This is a genomic window from Clostridioides sp. LIBA-6622 (assembly GCF_056716095.1).
In genome coordinates this window covers 960,348-984,820 of sequence record NZ_CP196998.1, presented here as the reverse complement: position 1 = coordinate 984,820, position 24,473 = coordinate 960,348, and the positions used below count along the sequence as shown (strand labels likewise).

At 28.3% G+C, this 24,473-nt stretch carries 20 protein-coding genes; 5 read left to right on the top strand and 15 right to left on the bottom strand.

Annotated features, from left to right (window positions below; translation table 11 throughout):
• Positions 1-111: 111 nt before the first annotated feature.
• The 5 genes from dinB to blaAHM form a co-directional block, all read right to left on the bottom strand.
• On the bottom strand, positions 112-1,209 hold the full coding sequence (gene dinB / locus ACTG47_RS04800) for a DNA polymerase IV (protein ID WP_479926313.1): 1,098 nt from the start codon (positions 1,207-1,209) through the stop codon (positions 112-114).
• A gap of 389 nt (positions 1,210-1,598) precedes the next feature.
• Entirely contained in the window at positions 1,599-3,104 is a 1,506-nt protein-coding gene (locus ACTG47_RS04795; RefSeq protein ID WP_169469501.1) for a DUF1846 domain-containing protein, read from the bottom strand.
• A gap of 261 nt (positions 3,105-3,365) precedes the next feature.
• Complete coding sequence (locus ACTG47_RS04790; protein WP_479926312.1) at positions 3,366-3,716, bottom strand: DUF6483 family protein; 351 nt, start codon at positions 3,714-3,716, stop codon at positions 3,366-3,368.
• Between the two features lie 223 nt (positions 3,717-3,939).
• Positions 3,940-4,131 (bottom strand): hypothetical protein, encoded by a 192-nt coding sequence (locus ACTG47_RS04785; protein ID WP_021383686.1) that lies wholly within the window; start codon positions 4,129-4,131, stop codon positions 3,940-3,942.
• A gap of 119 nt (positions 4,132-4,250) precedes the next feature.
• Positions 4,251-5,165, bottom strand: a complete 915-nt coding sequence (blaAHM, locus tag ACTG47_RS04780; protein WP_479926311.1) for an AHM family subclass B3-like metallo-beta-lactamase — start codon at positions 5,163-5,165, stop codon at positions 4,251-4,253.
• Between the two features lie 287 nt (positions 5,166-5,452).
• Between blaAHM and ACTG47_RS04775 the strand changes: the two genes are divergently transcribed.
• Both ACTG47_RS04775 and ACTG47_RS04770 read left to right on the top strand, forming a co-directional pair.
• Entirely contained in the window at positions 5,453-5,611 is a 159-nt protein-coding gene (locus tag ACTG47_RS04775; RefSeq protein ID WP_479926310.1) for a hypothetical protein, read from the top strand.
• Between the two features lie 74 nt (positions 5,612-5,685).
• Complete coding sequence (locus ACTG47_RS04770; RefSeq protein WP_479926309.1) at positions 5,686-8,592, top strand: EAL domain-containing protein; 2,907 nt, start codon at positions 5,686-5,688, stop codon at positions 8,590-8,592.
• Between the two features lie 339 nt (positions 8,593-8,931).
• Here the strand turns inward: ACTG47_RS04770 and ACTG47_RS04765 are convergent, their stop codons facing one another.
• Both ACTG47_RS04765 and ACTG47_RS04760 read right to left on the bottom strand, forming a co-directional pair.
• Entirely contained in the window at positions 8,932-10,428 is a 1,497-nt protein-coding gene (locus ACTG47_RS04765) for a 4Fe-4S dicluster domain-containing protein (RefSeq protein WP_479926308.1), read from the bottom strand.
• A gap of 247 nt (positions 10,429-10,675) precedes the next feature.
• The gene (locus ACTG47_RS04760; protein WP_479926307.1) at positions 10,676-12,166 is read right to left on the bottom strand and encodes a 4Fe-4S dicluster domain-containing protein; all 1,491 of its coding nucleotides are present in this window, start codon (positions 12,164-12,166) and stop codon (positions 10,676-10,678) included.
• Between the two features lie 456 nt (positions 12,167-12,622).
• Between ACTG47_RS04760 and ACTG47_RS04755 the strand changes: the two genes are divergently transcribed.
• Entirely contained in the window at positions 12,623-12,823 is a 201-nt protein-coding gene (locus ACTG47_RS04755; RefSeq protein ID WP_003418660.1) for a cold-shock protein, read from the top strand.
• Between the two features lie 173 nt (positions 12,824-12,996).
• Here the strand turns inward: ACTG47_RS04755 and speB are convergent, their stop codons facing one another.
• The 4 genes from speB to ACTG47_RS04735 are packed head-to-tail and all read right to left on the bottom strand — an operon-like array spanning position 12,997 to position 16,699.
• Positions 12,997-13,875, bottom strand: coding sequence for an agmatinase (speB, locus tag ACTG47_RS04750; protein WP_479926306.1), 879 nt, complete (start codon positions 13,873-13,875; stop codon positions 12,997-12,999).
• A complete protein-coding gene (speE, locus tag ACTG47_RS04745) occupies positions 13,865-14,716 on the bottom strand; it encodes a polyamine aminopropyltransferase (RefSeq protein ID WP_479926305.1) in 852 nt (283 codons plus the stop codon). The genes speB and speE overlap by 11 nt, the downstream gene beginning before the upstream one ends.
• A 35-nt stretch (positions 14,717-14,751) precedes the next feature.
• On the bottom strand, positions 14,752-15,165 hold the full coding sequence (speD, locus tag ACTG47_RS04740) for an adenosylmethionine decarboxylase (RefSeq protein WP_054269513.1): 414 nt from the start codon (positions 15,163-15,165) through the stop codon (positions 14,752-14,754).
• Positions 15,166-15,223: 58 nt separating this feature from the next.
• On the bottom strand, positions 15,224-16,699 hold the full coding sequence (locus ACTG47_RS04735; RefSeq protein WP_479926304.1) for an aminotransferase class I/II-fold pyridoxal phosphate-dependent enzyme: 1,476 nt from the start codon (positions 16,697-16,699) through the stop codon (positions 15,224-15,226).
• 704 nt (positions 16,700-17,403) lie between these two features.
• Between ACTG47_RS04735 and ACTG47_RS04730 the strand changes: the two genes are divergently transcribed.
• Complete coding sequence (locus ACTG47_RS04730; RefSeq protein ID WP_479926303.1) at positions 17,404-17,838, top strand: MarR family winged helix-turn-helix transcriptional regulator; 435 nt, start codon at positions 17,404-17,406, stop codon at positions 17,836-17,838.
• Positions 17,804-19,168, top strand: coding sequence for an MATE family efflux transporter (locus tag ACTG47_RS04725; RefSeq protein WP_479926302.1), 1,365 nt, complete (start codon positions 17,804-17,806; stop codon positions 19,166-19,168). The genes ACTG47_RS04730 and ACTG47_RS04725 overlap by 35 nt, the downstream gene beginning before the upstream one ends.
• 174 nt (positions 19,169-19,342) lie before the next feature.
• On the opposite strand, the gene ACTG47_RS04720 is transcribed toward ACTG47_RS04725, so the two are convergent.
• The 4 genes from ACTG47_RS04720 to ACTG47_RS04705 all read right to left on the bottom strand — a co-directional run bounded on the left by ACTG47_RS04720 (position 19,343) and on the right by ACTG47_RS04705 (position 24,473).
• Complete coding sequence (locus tag ACTG47_RS04720) at positions 19,343-20,647, bottom strand: MATE family efflux transporter (protein WP_479926301.1); 1,305 nt, start codon at positions 20,645-20,647, stop codon at positions 19,343-19,345.
• A gap of 97 nt (positions 20,648-20,744) precedes the next feature.
• Complete coding sequence (locus tag ACTG47_RS04715) at positions 20,745-21,539, bottom strand: MerR family transcriptional regulator (RefSeq protein WP_479927065.1); 795 nt, start codon at positions 21,537-21,539, stop codon at positions 20,745-20,747.
• 189 nt (positions 21,540-21,728) lie between these two features.
• Complete coding sequence (locus ACTG47_RS04710) at positions 21,729-22,367, bottom strand: GntR family transcriptional regulator (protein WP_169470361.1); 639 nt, start codon at positions 22,365-22,367, stop codon at positions 21,729-21,731.
• 240 nt (positions 22,368-22,607) lie between these two features.
• The gene (locus tag ACTG47_RS04705; protein WP_479926300.1) at positions 22,608-24,473 is read right to left on the bottom strand and encodes a glycoside hydrolase family 13 protein; all 1,866 of its coding nucleotides are present in this window, start codon (positions 24,471-24,473) and stop codon (positions 22,608-22,610) included.

Here is a 24,473-nt window from a genome sequence, read left to right as displayed (position 1 = left end):
ATATAGTATACAATGTATAATACCAAAAAACAAAAAATAATAATATCCACAAAATAACACTAGTATCATTTATATAGCATTGAGACTAGTGTTATTTTATTTAAATAAAAACTATAGTTGAATACTATCCATGTACTCAAATAAAGTAATATCTTTGTAGGTTTCTTTTTTATCACTTAGGTTAGATATTGTAACTCCTAATAGCCTTATTTGTTTTCTATTCATCTCAACATTTCTTAATAAATTGTCTACACCACTTCTTATATCATTATATTCATCAATATAATGGTCTAAGCTAAGGCTTCTAGTTATCTTTGTAAAATCCTCATATTTAATTTTTAGTGTAAGTGTCTTTCCAAATTTCTCAGAGCTTTTTAATCTATGACATACCTCTTCACAAAGTTCATCAAGAATGTTGCGTGTTTCTTCTTCGTCAATATCCAAATTATGACTTAATGTAGTCTCTGCCCCAACAGATTTTCTAACTCTATTTGGCTCTACAGGTCTATCATCTATCCCTCTTGCAAATTTATACAATTCATAACCTTTTTTCTTGAATATATTTTCAAGTTCAAATAAATTTAAGCACCTTAAATCATATCCTGTTTTTATACCTAAATTGTTAAGGGTATTTGAAGTAACTTTTCCAACACCAAAAAATTTATTTACAGGTAATTTATCTAAAAGTTCTTGGGCATTTTTTTCATTTATTACAGTCAAACCATTAGGCTTTTTTAAGTCCGATGCAATTTTAGCTAAAAACTTATTGTATGACACTCCAGCTGAAGAAGTAAGACCAACTTCTCTAAATATATCTCTTTTTATTTGCTTTGCTATCTCAATTGATGAATCAATATTTTTTTTATTTTTTGTTACATCTAAGTAAGCTTCATCTAAAGACAACGGTTCAACTAAATCGGTATATCTATAAAATATATCTCTTATTTGACTTGATACACTCTTATACACCTCAAATCTAGGTCTTACAAAAACTGCATAGGGACACCTATTATAAGCTATAGCTGATGGCATAGCCGAATGTATGCCAAATTTTCTAGCTTCATAAGAACAAGTTGCAACTACACCTCTACTTTGTGGATTTCCTCCAACAATAACAGGTCTTCCTTTTAATTTTTTATTATCTCTTTGCTCTATAGACGCATAAAAAGCATCCATATCTATATGAATTATTTTTCTATGAAGTTCCATCCTTATCACCTTTTAAAATATATAACAGATTTAGTTTATTTAGATTACCTTTTAATTATAACAAACTTATGTTTCTTTATGCTCTTTTTTTTAATTCTCTTCATATGTTGATATTTTCCATATATAAAACATCTTATAATCAACTAATTTAATATAATTTATAAAAAATCCTTAAAAACACTTGCAAAAACTATATAAAAGCTTTACAATAGGTATTCCAAGGAACTAAATTCAAAATTCCTTATGGATAACAGTATATATATTAATTTAAATGGGATGTTTTAAAAACAAAAGACTGCCTTATGCAAGACAGCCTACTGATTTTATTATAATTGTAATGGACTGCTCAAACTATTACTTTAAAACAGCCCATATTTTTTTATATAATTTTAACTGTAGTAAAGATTTTGTGAAGGATATTCTGGGTCACAAGTTACATCTATACCAAGTTTTCTAAATGTTTGTTCGTCATCTCTATTTAGTATAGTAGTAGAATGAGCTTGACACCCTTTTAATAATGCCAATTTTTCCATAGCAAATTGTGCAGTTGGATTAGTTACAGCACAAATACTAAGCGCAGTTAAAACCTCTTGGCAACTAAGTGAAACATTTCTACTAGCTAAAGTTTTTGTTTTTAAATTTATAATAGGCTCCAATATTACAGGTGATATTAAGTGCATATCATCAGATATATTAGCTAAATGTTTAATTGCATTTAATACTGCTGCTGCTGTCCCATTCATTAAATCAGAACCCTTACCAGTTAATATTGTACCATCTTCTAGCTCTAATGCTACTACAGGGCAAGTATCATTCTTATCAGCATTTTCTTTTAATTTATTGCTGTAATTTCTAGCAGGTAAGACAACTTTTCTATCTTCTGGTTTTAAGTTAAGTTCTTCCATAATCATTTTCATTCTATCATAAGCACCTTTATCAACTTGTCCTTTTTTATATTCACAGGCAGTTTTAAAGTATCTTCTTATTATTTCTTCTATTGAAGCTCTTCTTATTACTTCATCATCTATTATTCCAAATCCAACTCTATTAACACCCATATCAGTTGGAGATTGGAAAATTGATTCTTTTCCAGTTATCTTCTCTATTATTTTCTTAAGTACTGGGAATAACTCTAAATCTCTATTGTAGTTTACTGACATTTCGCCATAAGTTTCAAGATGGAATGAGTCTATCATATTTACATCTTTTAAATCAACTGTAGCTGCTTCATAAGCTATATTTAAAGGATGCTTCACAGGTACATTCCAAACGGGGAATGTCTCAAACTTAGAATATCCAACTACATTTCCTCTTTTATTTTCATGATATAATTGACTTAAACAAGTACCAAGTTTTCCACTATTAGGACCTGGTGCTGTTACTACTACTATTGGTTTCGTAGTTTCTATATACTCATTTGCTCCATATCCTTCATCACTAACTATAGTCTCAACATCTGATGGATATCCTTTTGTAGGATAATGCTTATAAACTTTAATTCCTCTACGTTCTAATTTATTTATAAATACAGTTGTGGCAGGTTGTCCTTCAAATCTAGTAATTACTACACTATTTACATCTAACTCATAACCTCTTAAATCATCTATTAACCTTAAAACTTCCATATCATAAGTGATACCAAAGTCTCCTCTTATTTTATTTCTTTCTATATCTCCTGCATATACACAAATTACAACTTCAACTTTCTCTTTCATATGTTGTAATACTTTTATTTTTGCATTTTCATCAAATCCTGGAAGTACTCTTTTTGCATGAAGGTCTCCCATCAATTTTCCTCCAAACTCTAAATAAAGCTTGTCAAAATTATTTACTCTTTCTAAGATATATTTAGACTGCTCTTCTAAATATTTTTTGTGGTCAAATCCTACTTTCATCTTAACACCTCACTAAATTAAATTTCTTATTGATAACAGTATATTTATATATATTTTTTTAGTAAAACATCTTATAAAAAAATGTTAATACTTTTTCACTCAAAGTAATATTATACAATTAAGATTAATTTTTTTCAAGATAGTTTTATGGTAAATTAGATATACTCATATAACTAATAAAATAAGAATATTATATTTTATATGTTTAAATATAATATTCTCACCTTAGCATTAATTTATTTCAATATTCTCATATATCTTTTACTCCAAGTTCAATACTTTTCTAATATCTTCTATTCCTTGATAGACTTCTTTTTTAGAAAAGTTCATAGCTTCTAATTCTTCATCAGTTTTTTCCATAAGCATAGTATAAAATTCTATTGCTATATACTGCATATTTTCAGTATTTACAGTGTTAGCTTTATCAAATAAAATCTCTTCTGCTTCATTCACCTTTCCTTGAAAAACTAGACGTTTCAAGGTAATAAGTATAACTTCTTCTTCTGTATTATACACTAAATCTTTTTCTTCATATTCACTGTATTTCTTTCCTAATAAAAGTCTTGCGACCATAAGTTTTATCTCATTGAAAATCTTATCCACTATAGCCATTTTTACATCTCCTATAAATAAAGTTTATTTTCTTTTTAATTATATCAGACTTTATAGTAAAAATTATTATATGTAAATGAAATAATTCAAAAATAGATTTTGAACATTAAAAAAAAGAAGGTAGCGGGGGATTTCCGACTACCTTCAAACACTAGATTGTGATTGGTTTGGTATTTTACTTATACCCACCATAAGCTTTGTTAAACCATCTAAATTGATTTTTCTAGCATCCACATCCTCCATCAAAAACGTCACCGCATTCACAAAGTATTAATAATACTATTAAGAAAGGTATCCATGCACATAAGTCCATCTCAGCCCAACAGTCTTGGAATGCTAAGAATAAGAAGAATAATATTATTATCCACCAAGCACATCCGCCAAATCCGCCTTCACCAAAAAATCTATCCAACATAATATGTTACCTCCTAGTTATTTTGTATGTGGAGTTTCAGCTCCTAAAATATACTATGTTTAAGGGGTAATATTTGCTAATGATTTTTTTAAATTTTTTCAAAGATTTTCTAAAAAAAATTATTGTCTAACACTCAATGTCTTGCTATCACTATTGATGACTACATCTCCATCAGAAGTCAAAAATGTTTTTACATTCAGTTTTTCTAATATTTTTAATACATCTTCATCAGGAGCTTTTTTATCTGAACAAGTAATAACAGCATATTCTGGGGTAATAGACTCTAAAAATGCTTCAGTTAATTTGTCATACCTTCCATGATGAGGAATTTTAACAAAATCATATTTTAAGGTATTTTCACTTATAAACTCTGCCAACCTTTTTTCCTCTGCATCTCCTGCAAACAAAAACCTGTGTTCTCCATAACTTATACTAGTCATTATTGAATAATCATTCGAACTTTCATAATCACTTTTTGAAGCTGGTTGTATGCTTATTTTTGCATTATTGATTTCAAGATTCATCTTTTCCTTCAGTACTACTGGTTCTACACCAGCTTGTTTAAGTGAATCTGTATACTCATCATACTGTTTACTGTCTTTCTCATAATTTGCTTGTATCAGATTCTTTACTTTGACACTAGATAGCACACTATCGACTCCACCTATATGGTCCTTATCTAAATGAGTTAAAATCAAATAATCAAGTGTATTTACTCCTTTTTCCTTTAATTTATCAACTATTTGTTCTCCATTTTTATCTTCTCCTGTATCAATCATTACAACTTTATCGCCTATCTCAATTAATATACAGTCTGATTTTCCAGTGTTTAGTATAGTAGTCTTAAATGCAGTATTTTTTGTGTTGCCTTGAATATTATTTTGACTTACACTATTTTTTTCACTCTTTAAATAAGATTCACTTGTTGATTTTATCTTACCATTAGTAGTTATATTTACTACAATCAATAATATTGCAATTACAGACAATGTAGTAACAAAAAACATGATGTCTCTTAATATTATTCTCTTCATCCAAAATCTCCTATAAATTTTATTTATTACATATTTATAGTATAACAATCCTGACTTAGTAAAATACACATATAAACAGGGCAAATTCTAGGCATATTTGTGGCATTAAAAAAACGGGGGTTGTCACGCTAGAAAATAGCGTTACTCCCTTTTTTATACAAAAAAGTAAATCCCAAGTTCAAAAGAGCTTGGGATTCTTGTATAATACTTGTATTAAAAAACAAAATACTATACAAATTAATTATGCTACTTATTGTGATAATTATCAATTTAAATTACCACTAAATATGGATTATATGATTCCAAAAGATGATTCTGTAAGGTTATTAAGTCAAATTATTGAGGAGATGAAGTTAGAAAAATTATATAAGACTTATTCTCGAATTAGAGGAAATAAAGTAACCCCTATACAACTTTTGAAATTCGAGAAATATTCTGAAAGTTAAACAGTTGGCAGTATATTCTATTTTTCTATTGAAAATGATATAATATAGCTATTAAGAGGGAGGGGGACAAAATTTTGAAGTTAAAAACCTTTCAACTGATTCTGATTGTTTGTATGATTTTTCTTTCTTTTCCAATAGAACTTGACTCTGCTTCAGATAAGGTTCCAATTAAAGTCGGATATTATGATGATGGTGATTATATGAGTCGAAATGAAAATGGTGAGTATATAGGGTTTAATTTTGAATATTTGCAGGAAATTAATAAATACACTAACTGGAAATATGAAATAGTAGATTGTAAAAGTTGGGAAAATGCTTTTGAAATGTTAAAATCAGGTGAGATAGATGTTCTTCCTAGTGTCTATTATACAAAAGAGCGTACAAAAGAAATGCTTTTTCCAACACTGCCAATGTGTAATATTTATACAACTTTAAATGTAAGAGTGGATGATACTCGTTATGATTATGAGGATTTTGATTCTTTTCAAGATATGAAAGTAGGTGTTATTAGTAATAGTAAAGATGCTGAAAACTTTAAAAAATATTGTAAAACAAATGATTTTAAAGTTCAAATTGTATCTTATAAAGAAACAAATGATTTGTTAAGAGATTTAGAAAATGGAAACTTAGATGGTGTTGCTATAACACATCTTGGTCGGACTAGTACATTTAAAAGTGTAGCACAATTTTCTCCAGAGCCACTTTACACTGTGGTTTCAAACCATAAGCCAGATTTATTATCTCAACTAAATTCTGCTTTGAATACATTGACACTTAGGAACTCTAGTTATGAAACAAAATTATACAATAAGTATTTTTCTATAAGTACTGCTCAGAAGCCAGTATTTACAAAAGATGAGCAAGAATATATACAACAATCTGGTGAAATTTCAGCTGTTTATGATGTTACAAAGATTCCACTAGAATATAGTGATTCTAAAACAGGAGAGTTTTCTGGTGTGGTTGCTGATTTATTCAAGGCAATTACAAATAACACTGGTTTGAAATTTAGATTTGTTTCTGCAAAGAATTATAATGAAGCACTTCAATTATCAAAAGATTCTAGCATATCTGTAGTTTGTGGTATGGAAAATGATTATATCAATAACAAAAAAAACAATATAAGAACAACACAGTATTATTTGCATGCTCCAGTAGTTTTAGTTAGTGGAGAAAAAGAAAATGAAATTAAAAAAGTGGCAGCTGTAAATGGTTCTTTGATTGGAGAAAATATTACTAAAGATGGGAAACTGGATAGAACCATAGAATATTATAATTCTCCAAAAGAATGTTTTGATGCTGTATTAAAGAATAAAGTTGATGCTGTTTATGTAAATACTTATATTGCAGATTATCTATTATCCAATTCTCGTTATGAAAAATTTTCTGTTTCAACTTTGACAAACTATGCAGAAGAAATAAGTATTGGTATTTCTGATTCTGCAGATTCAAGGTTGTTTTCTATACTAGATAAATGTATTCAATATATGTCAACAGAAGAAATGGACAGAATAATTTTAAAAAATACAATAGATCAATATGATATAACTTGGCAAGATATTATTCATCAGCATCCGATGGCAATTATTGGAGGAATTATTATAATATCAGTTATTATTATTATACTTTTGAGTTTTCTGCTTTTATTAAAGTCAAAAAATAACAAGCGTATCGAGAGTTTGTTATACCGAGATAGTCTTACAGGAATTTGGAATTTAAATAAATTTTCTAAAGAAGCTATTGAGAGTTTAAGAAATGCAGAAGGTGGTTTATATGTGATTGTTTATTTAGATATAAAACAATTTCGAATGATTAATGATACTTTAGGATTTTCAGAAGGAGATGAAATACTTTGTGCATTAGCTAAAGTTTTACAAAACACTGTCTCTTCTGAAGAATCTTGTGCTCGCGTTTCTGCAGACCAATTTGTTATGTTATTAAAATACAATAGTTGGGATTGCTTAAAAGAACGTCTCTTTAAGATTGACACTCAACTAAATGATTGGATAGAAAAAATGAGAAAAGCTTACCAACTTATTCTTGTATTTGGCGTATACATAGTAAATGAAGTTGAAAAACATGATATATCTCTCATGCTTGACCTAGCAAATTATGCGAGAAGAAATACAGAAATAACACACAGAAGTTGTATTGTGCTTTATGATATGGCTATGAGAGAGGAAGGATTACACCAAAGAAACTTAACAGATAGGATGCAAATAGCATTAGAACATGGAGAGTTTATTCCATACTTTCAACCAAAGGTAGACATGAATACAAATAGATTGGTAGGAAGTGAAGCACTAGTAAGATGGAATTATCCAGATAAAGGTATAATAAGTCCTGGAGAATTCATTCCTTATTTTGAAAAAAACGGATTTGTGGTAGAAATTGACTTTTATATCTATGAGGAAGTTTGCAAAATGTTAAAGAGATGGATGGATTTAGGATTAAATATTAGTCCAGTATCTTGTAATTTTTCCAGAATTCATTTTAATAATGAGGGTTTCTCAGAAAGATTGATAGAAATAGCAGATTCATATAAAATACCTCATAAATACCTTGAAATAGAAGTCACAGAAAGCATTTTTATTGAAAATCTTAATCAGATTTCGAGTCATTTTAATCAACTAAAAGAATCAGGATTTCCTATTTCTATAGATGATTTTGGTTCTGGATATTCATCTCTTGGTTTATTACAACAATTTTCTATTGATATAATTAAGTTAGACCGTACATTTATACAAACAGGAATGCATGGTAGTCGTGAACAAGCTGTTGTGTGTGGGGTGGTAAATATAGCAAAAGAATTAAATATGAAAGTTATATGTGAAGGGGTAGAAAGTATAGAACAAGTGAGGATACTAAAAGAAATTGGATGTTATTTAGCACAAGGATATTTTTATGCAAAGCCAATGCCACAGGATGATTTTGAGCAATTATTAAAAAATCCTGTACTGGAAATTAAATCAAATGTTTAAGGTGTACGTTTATTATAAATAAAGTTTATGTTCTAAGTAAAATTATGCATGATAAATAAAGGTATAAAAATAGCATTTTTTCAGATAATATTTTATTATAAATAATAAATTTAGAATACTTTTTTAGTATATCTATTGGAAGATGACTCTATCTTTGTACCATCAATAAATAGAGTGTTCTTTGAAATCTCTTTATTATTTTCAAGAAAGTTTGTAAACTGAATTATATTATACAAGAATCTCAAGTTCTTTTGAACTTGGGATTTGCTTTTTTGTACAAAAAAGGGCGTAGCACTATTTTCTAGTGCAACAGCCCCGTTCTTTTTATAAAAATTAAGTCTATCTTTCTAAAGTCACATCTTCAAATTCTTTAATTTTATCATTAGATAAAACACTCTTTTTAGTCGATTGTCCATTTTTTCTATCAAAGGTATTCTTAGCTTTCGCACCTGATAAAAACTTACCAGCTCCATTAATACATCCTTCTTCACACATCATTCCTTCTATAAAGTTACCCTCTAATCTACCCAATTTAGCCATTGTCATTGTCTTTTTAATTTGTCTTGGACCAGATACTTTTATAGGCTCAAAATCAAAACTAATTCCCTTCTCAGCAATATAGTTTTGTATTGATTTAGTTAGACCTCCAGATGCTCCAAATCCTCTTCCAAAAATTGACCCATCATTTATATCTTCATTTGAACATTTTGATAAATCTATATTAAATGATTCAAACAATGCCATTAACTCTTCAAAGGTAAGCACATAGTCTACTGCATCTTTTAGACATTCATCTGTTGCTTCACTCTTCTTGGCTGTACATGGACCTATAAATACAATTTTAGCATCAGAATCAAATTTTTTTACCAATCTTCCTGTTGCTACCATAGGAGATACTGTAGATGATATTTTATCTTTTTCATCTGGATACATCTTCTCTATGTACTTAAAAAATCCAGGGCAACATGAATTTGTCATGTAATCATCTCCAGATTTTATTCTCTCAATAAATTCATTACTTTCATGAACTGTAACTGCATCCGCCCCACAAGAAGCTTCTATCATATCCACAAATCCCAATGACTTTATAGCATTTTTTAACTGTCCATATGTAATATTACTATCAATTTGACCTGTTATAGCTGGAGCTACTACTGCATACATTTTTTCCTTTTTTGCAAGTTTTTTCGCAACAGGTGCTATCAAGCTTTTGTCAGATATTGCTCCAAATGGACATGCTGACATACATGCTCCACAATTTATACAATTATCTTCATGTATCATAGCTTTCATAGTATTTCTATTAAAATCCAATGCCCCTGTTGGACAGACGCTCTTGCAAGGTCTTATAACTTCAGATATAGCATCATATTGACAGGAACTTTTGCACATTCCACAAGCTTTACATAAATCATGATTTATATATGCTCTTCCATTTATGTAAGAAATTGCCCCAAATTTACATGCTTCTTTACATCTATGTGCTAGACAACCTCTACAAAGTTCTGTAACTGTAAATTCATTTATTGGACATCTATCACAGGCTGCTTCCACTATATATATAATTTGCTCATCTATATCTAAATTTACTAAATCTGGATTTATATCTCCATATTTACTATTTGGTGTTAAACTTAATGCAAGTTGTGCTCTTTCAAGAACTACCTCTCTCTCCTTATAAACACAACATCTATATCTTGCCTTTTCTCCTTTGATTATTTCATATGGAATTTTTTCTATATTTTCTTTTGTTAAATTTTCTTCAATTGATAATCTTGCTACTGCTGTTAAAACTTCATGCTTCAACCTTTTTAGTTGCGTTTCAAACTCAAACATAAGTAATCCTCCCTATAATTCACATCTTTTTTGCTATATTTCTACTATTATATACATTGTATTTTCATTTATTTCCATAAATTATTATAACACAGGTGTATACTTTGTTAAGTTATATACAAAATATTATATATGTAATTTTTATTTTAAATTACTAAATAATCAAAAATATAAATAAAAATAGAGTTGTCCAAAAGTCAAACTGCAACTTAGAACAACCCTATACAATATGTATTTTATATCCTTTTTATTTTTCTAAATTTATATTACTAAAATCTTTTATCTTAGTATTTGCTAAGACACTCTTCTTAGTTGATTGAGAATTTTTTCTATCAAAAGTGGCTTTAACCTTTGCGCCTGATAAGAACTTACCAGAACCGTTTATACATCCACCTTCACACATCATTCCCTCTATAAAATTACCTTCTAATTTTCCTAAATTAGCCATAGTCATAGTTTTCTTTATTTCTCTTGAACCAGAAATCTTTACAGGTTCAAAGTTAACACCTATACCTTTTTCAGCAAGATAATTCTCTATAGCTTTTGTAAGACCTCCAGCAGCTCCAAAACCTCTTCCAAATATTGATGCGTCATCTATATCTTCATTTGAACACTTAGCTAAGTCTATATCAAATGCCTCAAATAATGCCATTATTTCTTCAAAAGTCAGTACATAATCCACTGCACCCTTCAATTCTTTCTTGGCTGCCTCACTCTTTTTAGCTGTACATGGTCCTATAAATACAACCTTAGCATCTGGCTCATAACTTTTTATAAATCTTCCACTAGCTATCATAGGAGATACTGTAGATGATATTTTTCCTACATGATTTGGGAATGTCTTTTCTATGTAACCAACAAATCCTGGGCAACAAGAATTTGTCATAAAAGGTTCTCCTTTTTCCATTCTTTCAGCAAACTCTAAACTTTCATGAACTGTAACTGCATCTGCTCCACAAGCAGCTTCTAGTACATCAACAAATCCTAATGATTTTATAGCATTCTTTATTTGACCATATGTAACATTTGCCTCAACTTGACCTGTTATAGCAGGGGCTACTACTGCATACATTTTTTCATTTTGAACTAATTGTCTTGCTACAGGAGCTATCAAACTCTTATCAGATATTGCTCCAAATGGGCAGGCTGACATACATGCACCACAGTTTAAACACTTATCTTCATGTATCATAGCTTTCATATTCTCTCTATCAAATCCTAAGGCATTAGTTGGGCATACACTCTTGCATGGTCTAACAACCTCTGAGATGGCATCATATTGACAAGCTTTTTTACACATTCCACAAGCCTTACATAATTCATGATTTATATAAGCCATTCCTCCAACATGTGTTATAGCACCAAATTTACAAGCTTCTTTACATCTATGTGCTAGGCATCCTCTACAAATATCAGTTACTGTAAATTCATTTATTGGACAACTATCACATGCAGCCTCCAAAATATATATAATTTGTTCATCTTCTCCTATATCCATCGTATCTAAATCTATTTTATCTTGACCTGGTTCTAAACCCATACTTACATTTACTCTCTCAGATATTATGGCTCTCTCTTTATAAACACAACATCTGTATGTAGGTTTCTCACCTTTTATTATTTCATATTGAATATTATCCATTGCTTCTCTTGTAAGGTTATCTTCTTTTCCAAGCCTAGCTATTGCCGTTAAAACATCATGTCTTAATTTGTGTATTTGTGTTTCAAATTGAAACATTTTAATACCACCCCCGTAAATGATTTTATACGATACTATTATAACACAATATTTCCTTTTATTAATATATACATAAAATATTATATGTTTAAATTTTATTTTATCGAATATATATAGTATTTTTCTATTTTATTATATAATAATATTGATATTTCTGAAATTTCACTATTTTTATTTTGAATTTTTAATCGAATATATAATTTTTTTTATTATAATTTTTAATTTTACTTTTTATTCCCATTCCTTTTTGTTACATTTTTTGATATTAAATTCATTTTTTATGTTCATAATTTTATGCTATTTGCTATTATATGATTTAACAATTTTCCTTAAATTCCAAAATTAATTAATCTTTTTAAAAATTTCATTTGCTTTTACTTAAAATTTATGCTATATTAATAGAACAGACTTATTTTTTTAGTTTGTATTTTTTAATAAAGCGGAGGTTTTCTTATAATGAAAAACGGAATAGTAAAATGGTTTAACAATGAAAAAGGATTTGGATTCATATCTGTAGAGGGAGAAGACGATGTTTTCGTACATTTCTCAGCTATACAAAATGATGGATACAAAACTTTAGAAGAAGGCGAAAAGGTTAGCTTTGATATAACTCAAGGTAATAGAGGACCTCAAGCTGAAAACGTAAATAGAATATAATTATTTAATTTAAATATATATATTTTAGAAAAGGAGCTATAGTAGGCTCTTTTTTGTTGTTCATTATGCTTTTAGACATTACAAAAACAAAAAGTTACTTTAAAAAAGACAACTCAAAACAGCTTTTTTAAAGTAACTTCTTATATTATAAGATATTATTATCAGAAACTACTCTATTTAATTTTATCAGATATTATTAAACATAACTCTCTCAAGACTTTACAGGCTATAACTGTTGATATGCCGGTAGTATCATAATCAGGACTTAACTCCACAATATCACAACCAACTATATTTATATTAGAGTTTTTTATAATTCTAAAAACTTCTTGAAATTCTCTATAATTTATACCACCAGGTTCTGGTGTACCTGTTCCTGGAAATACAGACGCATCTAATACATCTAAATCTATAGTTAGATAAATATTCTTTCCATTTAGCATCGTAATTATATTTTCAAAAGTATTTATTCCTCCCATTTCCATGTATGTGTGCTTTTGTTCTATAGCAAACTTAAATTCTGCTTTTGTCCCAGACCTTATACCAAATTGAAATATTTTATTATCTCCTACAATATCCCATACCCTTTTAATTACTGTTGCATGAGAATTTTTGCTATTATTATATTCTTCTCTCAAATCTGTATGCGCATCAAAATGAATTACATATATATCATTATGCTTTTCATACACTGCTTTAAAAGCTGGTAGTGTAACTAAATGCTCTCCTCCAATCATAAATGGAACCTTTGAATCTCTAACAATCTTAGATGTTTCTATATATATTTCTTCCAATACCTGTTCTGTACTCCCAACACTGATTTCTAAATCTCCATAATCACATATATTGTAATCTTCTAAATCCAAATCTAAAAAGGGACTATATGTCTCAAGACCATAAAATTCTTTTCTCATAGAACTACTTGCAAATCTAGCTCCTGGTCTATTAGAAGTAGTTCCATCAAATCCAACACCAAACACTATAAGATTAGATTCTTCATAATTTTTGTCCATACTCATAAAAGTGTTCATATGATAGAAATTATTGTTCATCTAACATCTCCTTTACATATTGAGGTAACATAAATGAACCTAAATGTATATTACTATTATAATATTTAGTTTTTAAATTTAAATCTTCCCATCCATCCTTATCCTGATTTTTTATTGGACTAAATTTTTTCGAAGCAAAACCAAACAACCAATGACCAGATGGATATGTTGGTATATGAGCTTGATAGACTTCAGATATTGGAAATATCTCTTTTAACTTCTTATTAGCTCTTTTCATTTCCCTAGCATTAAAATCAAAATAAGGACTTTCACTTTGATTTACTAAGATTCCATCATCAGTTAGTATTCTATAACAGTCTCTATAAAAATCAGTCGAAAAAAGACCTTCTCCTGGTCCTATTGGGTCAGTTGAATCTACTATTATCAAATCATAAGATTTATCAGAAGCACACTTAACAAAATTAACGCCGTCTTCAAAATATAAATTTACTCTTTCATCATCTAATTTACATGAACATATATCCATATACTCTTTAGATACATCTACAACCATTTTATCGATTTCAACCATATCAATCTTCTCTATTTGAGGATAACGGCTTAATTCTCTTACTGTTCCACCATCACCCCCACCTATTACTAATACTTTTTTTATGTTTAAATTTGTAGACATAGGAACATGGGTTATCATCTCATGGTATATAAATTCATCTTTATCTGTTACCATCATTAACCCATCTATTGTTAGAAACTTTCCAAATTCATCACTATCAAATACATCTATTCTCTGAAATTGAGACTTCCCTTCAAATAAATGTTTATTTACTTTTATAGAAAACCTTACATTTTCTGTCCATTCTTCTGTATACCAAAGCTCCATATAATAATCCTCACTTTCTCTTATATATTCTGTATTTATACTGCTTCTGGCTTATGAGTAATTTTCCCTAAATCTTTTTTTGAATATTTTTTTATTTTTGTAGTCAAACCTCTTGGAATTTCTGTAGACTCACTTCTTTCTGATTTTAAAAGCTGTTCTAACAATTCAAAACTTTTCCATGGGTCTATATCACCACAAGTAAAAAAATCTGCTGCTGCATAACCATATTCAGGCCAAGTATGTATTGTTAAATGAGATTCTGCAATTATAACAGCACCTGAAACCCCCCAAGGATTAAAATGGTGAAATACAGAATCAACGATTGTAGCTTTTGCATTTAATGCTGAATCATTCATAAAATTTTCTATGAGATGTGGGTCTTTAAGTACATTCTCATCACAATTATAATATTCTACTAGTATATGTCTTCCTAGTGTTTCAAATTTCATTTCAATCCCAACTCCTCTATATATTTACTCTATTCTTATTTTTTCTAAATAAATCAATTTATTTTATTACAAGTATTCTATCTAAATCTTTGTCTTGCACATCTGTTAGATATGCATTGCTATTTTTTAAGAAAATAATATATTCCAAAATTTCTTTTGTTATCAATTCTCCTGGAGCAACAATTGGTATTCCTGGTGGATATGCCATTATTGATTCTCCACAAACTCTATCTATACACAAATCAAGTTCTACACTTTCTTTTGGTGCATAAAAAGCTTCTCTCGGATTAAGTTTAATCATTGGATTTATTTGAACCATATTAAAATCATTTAATGCAACCTCTTTTCTATAGACCTTTGCGATTATAGAAAGTGCTTTTACTAATCTATCAATATCAGACTTATTCGTTCCGATAGATACAAGTGCAAGAATATTGTACGAATCTCCTAATTCTACTTGAATTGAAAAATTTTTGTATAATAAGTCATAGACTTCAAATCCAGTTAAATTTAATTCTTTCACATTTATACATAGTTTTGTTTCATCTATAAATTTGGCACCTTTTTGTTTTAATATTTCAGTAGATAAAACTTTTATTCCATCAATTTTGTTTAATCTTGATTTTGCATACCTAGATAAATTTAGTGCTTTTGATAATTGCTTTTCTCCATTCTCAACTAGATTTGCTCTAGCACCATCTATACTTGCCATAAGCAAATAAGATGCTGACGTTGACTGTAACATATTTATTGATTGAAGAACTTTTTCAAATTTTATATTGTCTCTATTCATCAAAAGTGCTGAAGACTGTGTTAATGCTCCCCCAGTTTTATGTATACTTACAGCTACCATATCAGCTCCTAAGCCTATTGCAGAAGGAGGTAAATCTATATGGAATGGAAAATGAGCTCCATGAGCTTCATCCACTAACACCAAAATATTATTTTGATGACATAACTCTATGATATTTTCAATATCAGCACAAACCCCATAATAAGTTGGATTAAGGAAAAATAATGCTTTTATATTACAATTTTTTTCTATCTCCACTTTAATTTTTTTAAGAGTAATATTTAGACTTATACCTAATTGTTCATCAAATTCTGGTTGTATAAATATTGGTATTCCTCCACAAAGTATTAGTGCATTTATAACTGATTTATGTATATTCCTTGGAAGTAATACCTTTTCACCTGGTTTTATCACACTTAAAATCATTGCATGTATTGCCTGAGTTGTACCATTGGTTATAAAGAATGCTTCATCAGCCATATATGCTTGTGCTAACAAATCTTGTGCATTTTTTATAATTCCATTTGGAGCAGATACATTGTCCATAGTTGGTGATGAATTTATATCCATTTTCATGAGATTTTCACCTAGATATTTATTTAATATATCTACACCTCTATTTTTTACATGTCCAGGCACATCAAAACAAGCTATATCTTTTTCTGAGTATTCCTTTAAAGACTCTAATAATGGAGCACATTCATAGCTCAATTCAACCGCATTTGCAGACTCACTATCCATGATTTTAAATTCATCCCCTCTCTATATTCAGATAATTATCGTATTTTTTATTTATTATTTCTATTTTTTATTTTTACTTTTATTAAACTCATGATATTTATTATATTAACATTCAATACTTTTTACAAGTGTTTTTTTTGCTCTACTCAAAAACTCACACATTAGTCATGTCAATATTTATAAACTTTTTTTATTTTTTATTGTTTATATTATTTTTTTTAAAAATTAGTATTTATAAACTTTTTTTATTTTTTATTGTTTTAATATTTCTATTTTTTTGAGATTTACTAAGCCTTTAAGTTTAATATTCTTAAGTTGTAAGTATTTTATTACTAAACTTTTATATTATTCTCATTTCATATGTCAAAATTTCTGGTTTAGTTAGACTAAATAAATTACCTATTTTTGTATTTTTATTTTCTGTTAAAATTCATTAAATTTTTTTTATTTAATGAAATAAACTCTATTTTTATAAACAAAAACAGATACAAAATTAAGATTATTCACATAAGTACTACACTTACTAGGAAAACACCGAAACACAAAAGAAAGATTTACAACGAATAAAAGTGTCTTGATATGACAAAACAATCTTATTTAGAATGACAAATAGTTAAGGAAGATAATTTTTATTTCTTATTGACAATAGTACTAATCAGTACTATACTACATAAAGTACCGATTAGTACTATTAGGAGGATATTATGGATATTAGAAAACAAATCAGACTTGTAAACTCTGCTTTAAGCAGTACATTGGATTTATATAGGATATGGGCGAAAAAGAATAAGTTAAATTACAATTCTTTGGTTGTTTTATATACCTTGTATGATTTTAAGACATGCACTCAAAAACAAATATGTGATTGGTGGGCTTTACCCAAACAAACAGTTCATGGAATTTTATTTGATTTTGAAAAAAAGGGCTATATTTTAATTACCCCAAATGAAGAAAATAAAAGGGAACGATTGATTACATTTACACCTAAAGGAAGTGATTTTGCTTGCGAAATATTAAAGCCATTACTTCAAATGGAAGAAAAGGTAATGGAGCAATTAGGAGAAGAATTGATAAATCATCTTATTGTGAGTAACACAAAATATTATGAATTACTCAAGGAGGAAATCAATAATGGATAATGTTTTAGCTAAAAAGTTTTCCTTTTGTTCATTATTACAATTTGCAATACCTAACATTGTGATGATGATTAGTTTATCTATGTATATTATTGTTGATGGAATGTTTGTATCACGATTAATTGGCACGACTGCTTTATCTGCTGTTAATATGTTTTATCCTGCAATATGCTTTGAAATGGCAATCGCAATTATGATTGCAACTGGCGGTAGTGCAATAGTTGCAAGAAAATTAGGCGAAGGTAAACAAAAAGAGGCACAGGAAAATCTTAGTTTTTTAATTGCTATAGAGCTTTTAATAGGAATTTTGATTGCGATTCTAGGGAATGTTTTCATTGATAAAATTATTTCACTTTTAGGTGTAAGTCCTATTCAGTCTCCCTTAACTATCTGTTATGCAAAAATTATATTTTCATTTGCTCCCGCTTTCTTTCTTCAAACGGCTTTTCAAACGTTCTTTGTTACAGTAGGAAAACCAACATTAGGATTAGTCGTTACTTTATTAGCTGGTATTACAAATATTGTCTTAGATTATATTTTTATGGCGCCCTTTAATCTAGGTGTAAATGGTGCGGCAATTGCCACAGGAATAAGTTATTGTATTCCTGCAATCGTGGGCTTGTTATTTTTCTTTACATCTAAAAAAAATTCATTATGCTTTGTAAAACCTAAAATGGATTGGCAAGTACTTATAAAATCTTGTACAAATGGTTCATCTGAGATGGTAACAAACTTAGCCAATGCTGTAATAACTTTTCTGTTTAATTATGTTCTATTAAAATTTTATGGAGAAGATGGTGTAGCTTCCATTACAATCATACTTTATTTTCAATATATATTCACTGCTCTTTATTTTGGATATTCTAATGGAATTGCACCTGTCATAAGTTTCAAATATGGAAATGATGACAAAGAGCAGTTGCAGAGTATATTTAAAAGCAGTATTGTTTTTTTGCTCATAAGTACAGTATTAGCAAACTTTTTGATTCATTTGACAGTAACAAAAGCAATCACAATTTTCACTCCAGTAAATAGTAGTGTTTATGATATTACACTTCATGGATTTTCTATTTACTCTCTATCTTTTATTATTATGGGATTAGGAGTTTTTACTTCTGCAATGTTTACTGCATTTTCAGATGGAAAGACATCAGCCATTATATCATTTTCAAGGACTTTCATTTTTATTGTAGGTGCTATTCTTATTCTTCCTAATATATTTGGAGAACTTGGTGTTTGGATGGCAGTTCCTGCAGCAGAAATTCTTGGATTCATTGTGGCAGTATTTTATATATTTAAGAAAAAGAATACCTATACTTATCTTTCAAATTAGTGTGATGTAAAAGAAAGATTATCTTTAAATCTATTATCAAATAACACATTCCTGTTGAGTGTTGTATTAATGAGGAAAATTTTTATAAAAAATATAAAAGAGTTGAACTTAAAACTTGATTAAAAAGGCCAGCTTTAAGACAACTCTTCATCATATAATTTATAATATTAAATACTATAAACTTATAGCATTTTTTGTACATTCCTTTATATTCACTGCTTTACTTATAATCAAAACTGTTAAAAGCTCTGAAATAGCCATACTTATCCATATTCCATTTACTCCAAATAATTTAGAAAAAATAATCAATATAATAGGTAAAAGCAAAATTGAACGCAAAGCTCCTATAACATTAGAATGTATTGGCATTTCTATTGCTTGATAATACATAGTTGTTGTTAAATTTTTTCCAATCATAAGGTAAGCTATATTAGCCATATTAAGTGCAACATATGCCATTAAGATAATTTCTTCATCACTTGTAAATATTTTTATAATCTCTCTTCCAAACAAGAAACATACTATTGTAAATATTATAGACACAAAAAAACTCATCTTCGTCGCCATACTATAATAACTTAACATTTTATTACTTTCTTTGGAACCAAAATTATAGCTTATAAGTGGCTGAACTCCTAAAGTTATTCCCATTAGAAGATTATAAATATTTGTAGTTATATAGTTTACTACAGCATAAGCTGAGAGACCTACATCTCCAGCCACTCTTGTTAAAACTATATTATGTGCAAGTATTATTATTGAAAAAGCACATTCTGCGAAAAATGAAGGAAACCCTATTGTAAATAATTCTTTTAAGACATCTTTTTCTATTTTAGCTGACCCAAAAGACAATTTGCCTTTCTTAAATACAAAATGAGGTAGCATTATTATAAGTGTTGATAATTGACCTAATCCACTTGCAATTGCTGCACTCTTTATACCAAATCCAAGTTTAAATATAAATATATAATTCAAAGCTATATGAAAAATTGTCCCTGACAAAGTAGCTATCATTGCAAGCTTTGGTCTTCCATCATTTCTTAAAAAACTGCAAAAAACAAGCCCCAACAAGTTTGGAAGACAAAAAACAGCATAAAAGGTTAAGTACTCAGAAGATAATCCAACTAAGCTTTCAGTCGCTCCCATAAATCTAACAATATGACTTGAAAAAAGTATACAAAATATTGTAAGAGATAAACTACCCAATATTAAAATTTTTATAACTTGCCTAAATATATTTATAGCCCTTTCATCATCTCCAGAACCAAAGTTTTTTGATACTAATGCTCCTCCTCCAACTGCCATTAAACTAGATAACCCTAAAAACACCATAACAAGAGGCACTACTATACTAACAGCTGTAAGTGCTGCGTCACCTAGTCCTTTACCCAAGAATATTCCATCTAATATAGTATTAAATGATGATACAAACATGGCAAGAGCTGATGGTATGGCATATTCTAAAAATTTTTTTATCATTATAAATCTCCCCTCTATATATTATTATGATAATTATTATTCCACTATATAAAATATTAATATATCCTCTGAGGGGAGAGTCAAGTTTTTTTGTATACTATTTTTTTCTTATTTCTAACTGAACTAATGTCTTTTCTTTTGAATCTGAGTCGACTCTAGAGAGTATCCATATTTCATTAAAATCACCAACAATTTCTATATTGTTATCCTTAACATAATCTATTATTTTTTGATAGTAATCATATGCATTATTCCAATTATCATCATATAGTATAGTTAGATATTCTCCTTCTGGCAAAATATATTCATTTTCATAATTGTCTCTCTTTGTAAAATCAACTATGTTATCATATAGCAATGTACTTCCTTCTTTAATTACTTTTTCATAAGAAATACTACCTGATATTATAGGATAGACATCGTTGTATTTATCTTGAATGTGTAAAATAACATGTCTAAGATACATCTCAAACTCAACTTCATCCTTTGAATCACATTTATAAACACTTACTTTTCTTTCTTTATTGTATTTTATAAATACCTTATTTAAACCACATTCTAATAATTCATTTACATTAGCTTCTATATCATTTAAGTATTTTTTTACATCTGACAATTCTTTTATTTTATTTTCTATCATTTTTTTCTGTTCATTAATTGTATTCAACATAGAGTTTATTGAACCATCTGAGTCAATCAATTTTTTTATATCTTCAAGAGTCATTCCCATAATTTTGCAATACTTAATTACATCTATACTCATAAACTGTTCTCTTGAATAATACCTATATTTATTTTCTTGATTTACATATGCTGGTTTTAGTATCCCTATTTTATCATAGTATCTCAGAGTTTTTATTGATAATCCAAAAAGCTTAGATACCTCACCTATTGAAAAATATGTTTTTATATAATCTCCCCCTTTATATTTTGCATTAAAATGATACTATATTACTCTACAAACATCAACATAAATTAATTATATTTATAATTAATTTTATTTATATTTTTCCATTAATAATTAATAAAAAATATGAATATTATATAAAAAAATAAAGAGAAACTTTATAAAAGCTTCTCTTTATTCCATCTCTGATACAGGTATCGTTTTCCAATGTTCCCTCAGAATTCTTTCAACATTTTCTAAATCATTCTCTTTCATAAATTTTACTACCTCAATATGTTGATTATTACTGTATGTCAACATTTTATATAACTCATCTTCATTATTACTAGTATATGACTTTGACATAAAATTATATCTTAAAGAATTCAATAGATTTATTAACACTTGATTTTCTGATTTAGCTATGTATATATCGTGAAATTCGTTACTTAATTTTAAATAATTGCTGTAATTTTTATACTTTATAGATATAGTCATCATTTCTGTTAATTCTTCCATTTTTATTAGGTCCGATTCAGTTAAATTTTGTAATGCTGAAGAACCTGCTAAAGCATCCAATACTCCAATTACAGAATAGGTGTCTAGTTTTTCCTTTTCTTGAAATTCTTTTACCACAAACCCTTTATTAGGTATCTTTTCTAGTAAATTTTCACCCGCCAACCTCGTTAGTGCTTCCCTTGCTGGTGTTCTACTAACTCCTATAGAGTTACAAATCTCAGATTCAGTAATTCTCTGATTAGCTTCATACTCTCCATTTTGGATTTTCTTTGATATATAGTCATATACTTGAGTTGTAAGTGGATCTACCTTCATAAGACGTTCCTCCATATTAAGATTATAAAAGTTAAATCTCCCACCAACTTTGGTAGAGAGGTTCAGTTTTATCTTATTCATTTATATAATATCACAATTATGATATTTTTTATACTTCTTTGTACTATTTTGAAATACTAAAATTTTTATAGTAATTTAAACAAAAAATGTAGAAAAAGTTTTGATTTATCAAAATTTTTTCTACATTTTTACTTTCTCTTTATTTTTTTAATAGAGTCTTTAATTTATTCTAAAAACACCAAATGATTTTGCTTCTAAATCAATTCTCAATTTATTATTTTCAATTTGTGTAATAGTATTTACATTTTTAGGGCTATACTTTATTGGTATTTCCTCAATAAAACTACCATCTATATTTAATGATATTCTTTCAATGTTCTCACTTCTATTTACCAAAATTAATACTCTATCATTATTTTCATTAAATCTAATAAAAGCAAACACAGAATCATTTTCTGTATATATAAATTCTGTATCTCCTGAGCTTAAAATTTTATTTTTATTTCTAATTTTTATAATATCCTTATAGAAACTCAGCATTTCTTCATCTTCATTTTTCCATGGATATGTTCTTCTATTATCTGGGTCAACACCTCCACAAAGACCTGCTTCATCTCCATAGTATATATATGGTACACCCTCAAAGGTCATCTGTACAACTACTGCAAGCTTCACTAAATCCACATCATAATTCAATTCAGTTTTAGCTCTTGTAACATCATGTGTTCCAATTAAATTTAAATTAGACTTAAATGATTCTTTTGGATAATTTTCCTTAATCTGCATATATCTATTGCAAAGCTCATAGGAGTTAACTTCTCCTTTTAAAAAAGAAAACATATTGTTTCTAAAAGGATATCCCATAACAGAATCTAATTCTTCACCTAATAGATAACTTCTTCTTTGACCATAACTAATCTTATTTGATGCATCTTCCCAAACTTCTCCTATAAGAATTGAATCATCGTCAGCTTTTTTTAGTTCCTTTTTTAACTCTCTTATAAACTTAGTTGGTAGTTCATCTGCAACATCTAATCTCCAACCTTTAACCCCCATGTCTATCCACTTATTTATAACACTATCTTTGTCATATATTATATAATCCATATAGCTATCTTCTAGTTCATTTATATTTGGTAATGTCTTAACATCCCACCAACTTTTATACTTTTTAGGAAAGTCCTCAAACATGTACCATGAATGATAGGGAGACTCTTTTGACTGATATGCCCCTAGGCTATTATAATTTCCATACATATTAAAATATTTACTATCTGCTCCAGTATGACTAAAAACACCATCTAATACTATTGACATATCTTTTTCTTTTGCTTTATTTATAAGCTCTTTAAATGTATCTTCATCTCCAAACATTGGGTCAATCTTTTTATAATCACCTGTATCATACTTATGATTACTAGATGCTTCAAATATAGGGCTTAAATATAGTATACTTACTCCTAGTTTTTTTAGGTATCCAAGTTTGTTGATTATTCCTCTCAAATTACCACCATGGAAATCCCATCTTATAATATCGCCTTCACTATCTTTTATGTACATAGGTATATCTTCCCAATTCCCATATATAAAGCTATTCTTTTTAGGATTGTCAACCTTGCCATTTCGGTTACCATTATTAAATCTGTCTACAAATATATGATAAAGTATTCCTTCTTTATACCATGTTGGTACTTTAAAATCTTTATAAACAGTAATTTGATATTTATTTATATCATTATAGTCATACTCACAAGAGTATCCATTTTCTCTATTCTTTCCGTAAAATACAGTTTTTTTATTACCATCAATTTCAAAATCAACTTTAAAATAATAAAAATAAACACCTGTCTCTTCAAATGTTTCCATCTTGCAACAAAAACACTTTCCAAATTTATCATTACTTAATTCTTCATTTAAAATTATTGTTCTCATTTCTTCTTCTTTATTTATTTCTAGGGAAATAGAATCGACATTATAGCCTTCATTTACTTTAATATAAATTGTCAATTGCTCATCAAATTTTAAAGCTCCAAACGGAGCCTTAAAATTTTTATCCCAAGAGTTATATTCTATTATATCTTCCAT

What these genes read in the sequence shown, in the direction of transcription:
- ACTG47_RS04710 (WP_169470361.1), bottom strand. Translation starts at nt 22,367, where the DNA reads ATGAAGGTAGATCCACTTACAACTCAAGTATATGACTATATATCAAAG.
- ACTG47_RS04720 (WP_479926301.1), bottom strand. Translation starts at nt 20,647, where the DNA reads ATGATAAAAAAATTTTTAGAATATGCCATACCATCAGCTCTTGCCATG.
- ACTG47_RS04730 (WP_479926303.1), top strand. Translation starts at nt 17,404, where the DNA reads ATGGATATTAGAAAACAAATCAGACTTGTAAACTCTGCTTTAAGCAGT.
- ACTG47_RS04765 (WP_479926308.1), bottom strand. Translation starts at nt 10,428, where the DNA reads ATGTTTGAGTTTGAAACGCAACTAAAAAGGTTGAAGCATGAAGTTTTA.
- ACTG47_RS04755 (WP_003418660.1), top strand. Translation starts at nt 12,623, where the DNA reads ATGAAAAACGGAATAGTAAAATGGTTTAACAATGAAAAAGGATTTGGA.
- ACTG47_RS04735 (WP_479926304.1), bottom strand. Translation starts at nt 16,699, where the DNA reads ATGGATAGTGAGTCTGCAAATGCGGTTGAATTGAGCTATGAATGTGCT.
- speE (WP_479926305.1), bottom strand. Translation starts at nt 14,716, where the DNA reads ATGGAGCTTTGGTATACAGAAGAATGGACAGAAAATGTAAGGTTTTCT.
- ACTG47_RS04705 (WP_479926300.1), bottom strand. Translation starts at nt 24,473, where the DNA reads ATGGAAGATATAATAGAATATAACTCTTGGGATAAAAATTTTAAGGCT.
- ACTG47_RS04790 (WP_479926312.1), bottom strand. Translation starts at nt 3,716, where the DNA reads ATGGCTATAGTGGATAAGATTTTCAATGAGATAAAACTTATGGTCGCA.
- ACTG47_RS04775 (WP_479926310.1), top strand. Translation starts at nt 5,453, where the DNA reads ATGGATTATATGATTCCAAAAGATGATTCTGTAAGGTTATTAAGTCAA.
- ACTG47_RS04785 (WP_021383686.1), bottom strand. Translation starts at nt 4,131, where the DNA reads ATGTTGGATAGATTTTTTGGTGAAGGCGGATTTGGCGGATGTGCTTGG.
- blaAHM (WP_479926311.1), bottom strand. Translation starts at nt 5,165, where the DNA reads ATGAAGAGAATAATATTAAGAGACATCATGTTTTTTGTTACTACATTG.
- dinB (WP_479926313.1), bottom strand. Translation starts at nt 1,209, where the DNA reads ATGGAACTTCATAGAAAAATAATTCATATAGATATGGATGCTTTTTAT.
- ACTG47_RS04725 (WP_479926302.1), top strand. Translation starts at nt 17,804, where the DNA reads ATGAATTACTCAAGGAGGAAATCAATAATGGATAATGTTTTAGCTAAA.
- speD (WP_054269513.1), bottom strand. Translation starts at nt 15,165, where the DNA reads ATGAAATTTGAAACACTAGGAAGACATATACTAGTAGAATATTATAAT.
- ACTG47_RS04795 (WP_169469501.1), bottom strand. Translation starts at nt 3,104, where the DNA reads ATGAAAGTAGGATTTGACCACAAAAAATATTTAGAAGAGCAGTCTAAA.
- speB (WP_479926306.1), bottom strand. Translation starts at nt 13,875, where the DNA reads ATGAACAATAATTTCTATCATATGAACACTTTTATGAGTATGGACAAA.
- ACTG47_RS04760 (WP_479926307.1), bottom strand. Translation starts at nt 12,166, where the DNA reads ATGTTTCAATTTGAAACACAAATACACAAATTAAGACATGATGTTTTA.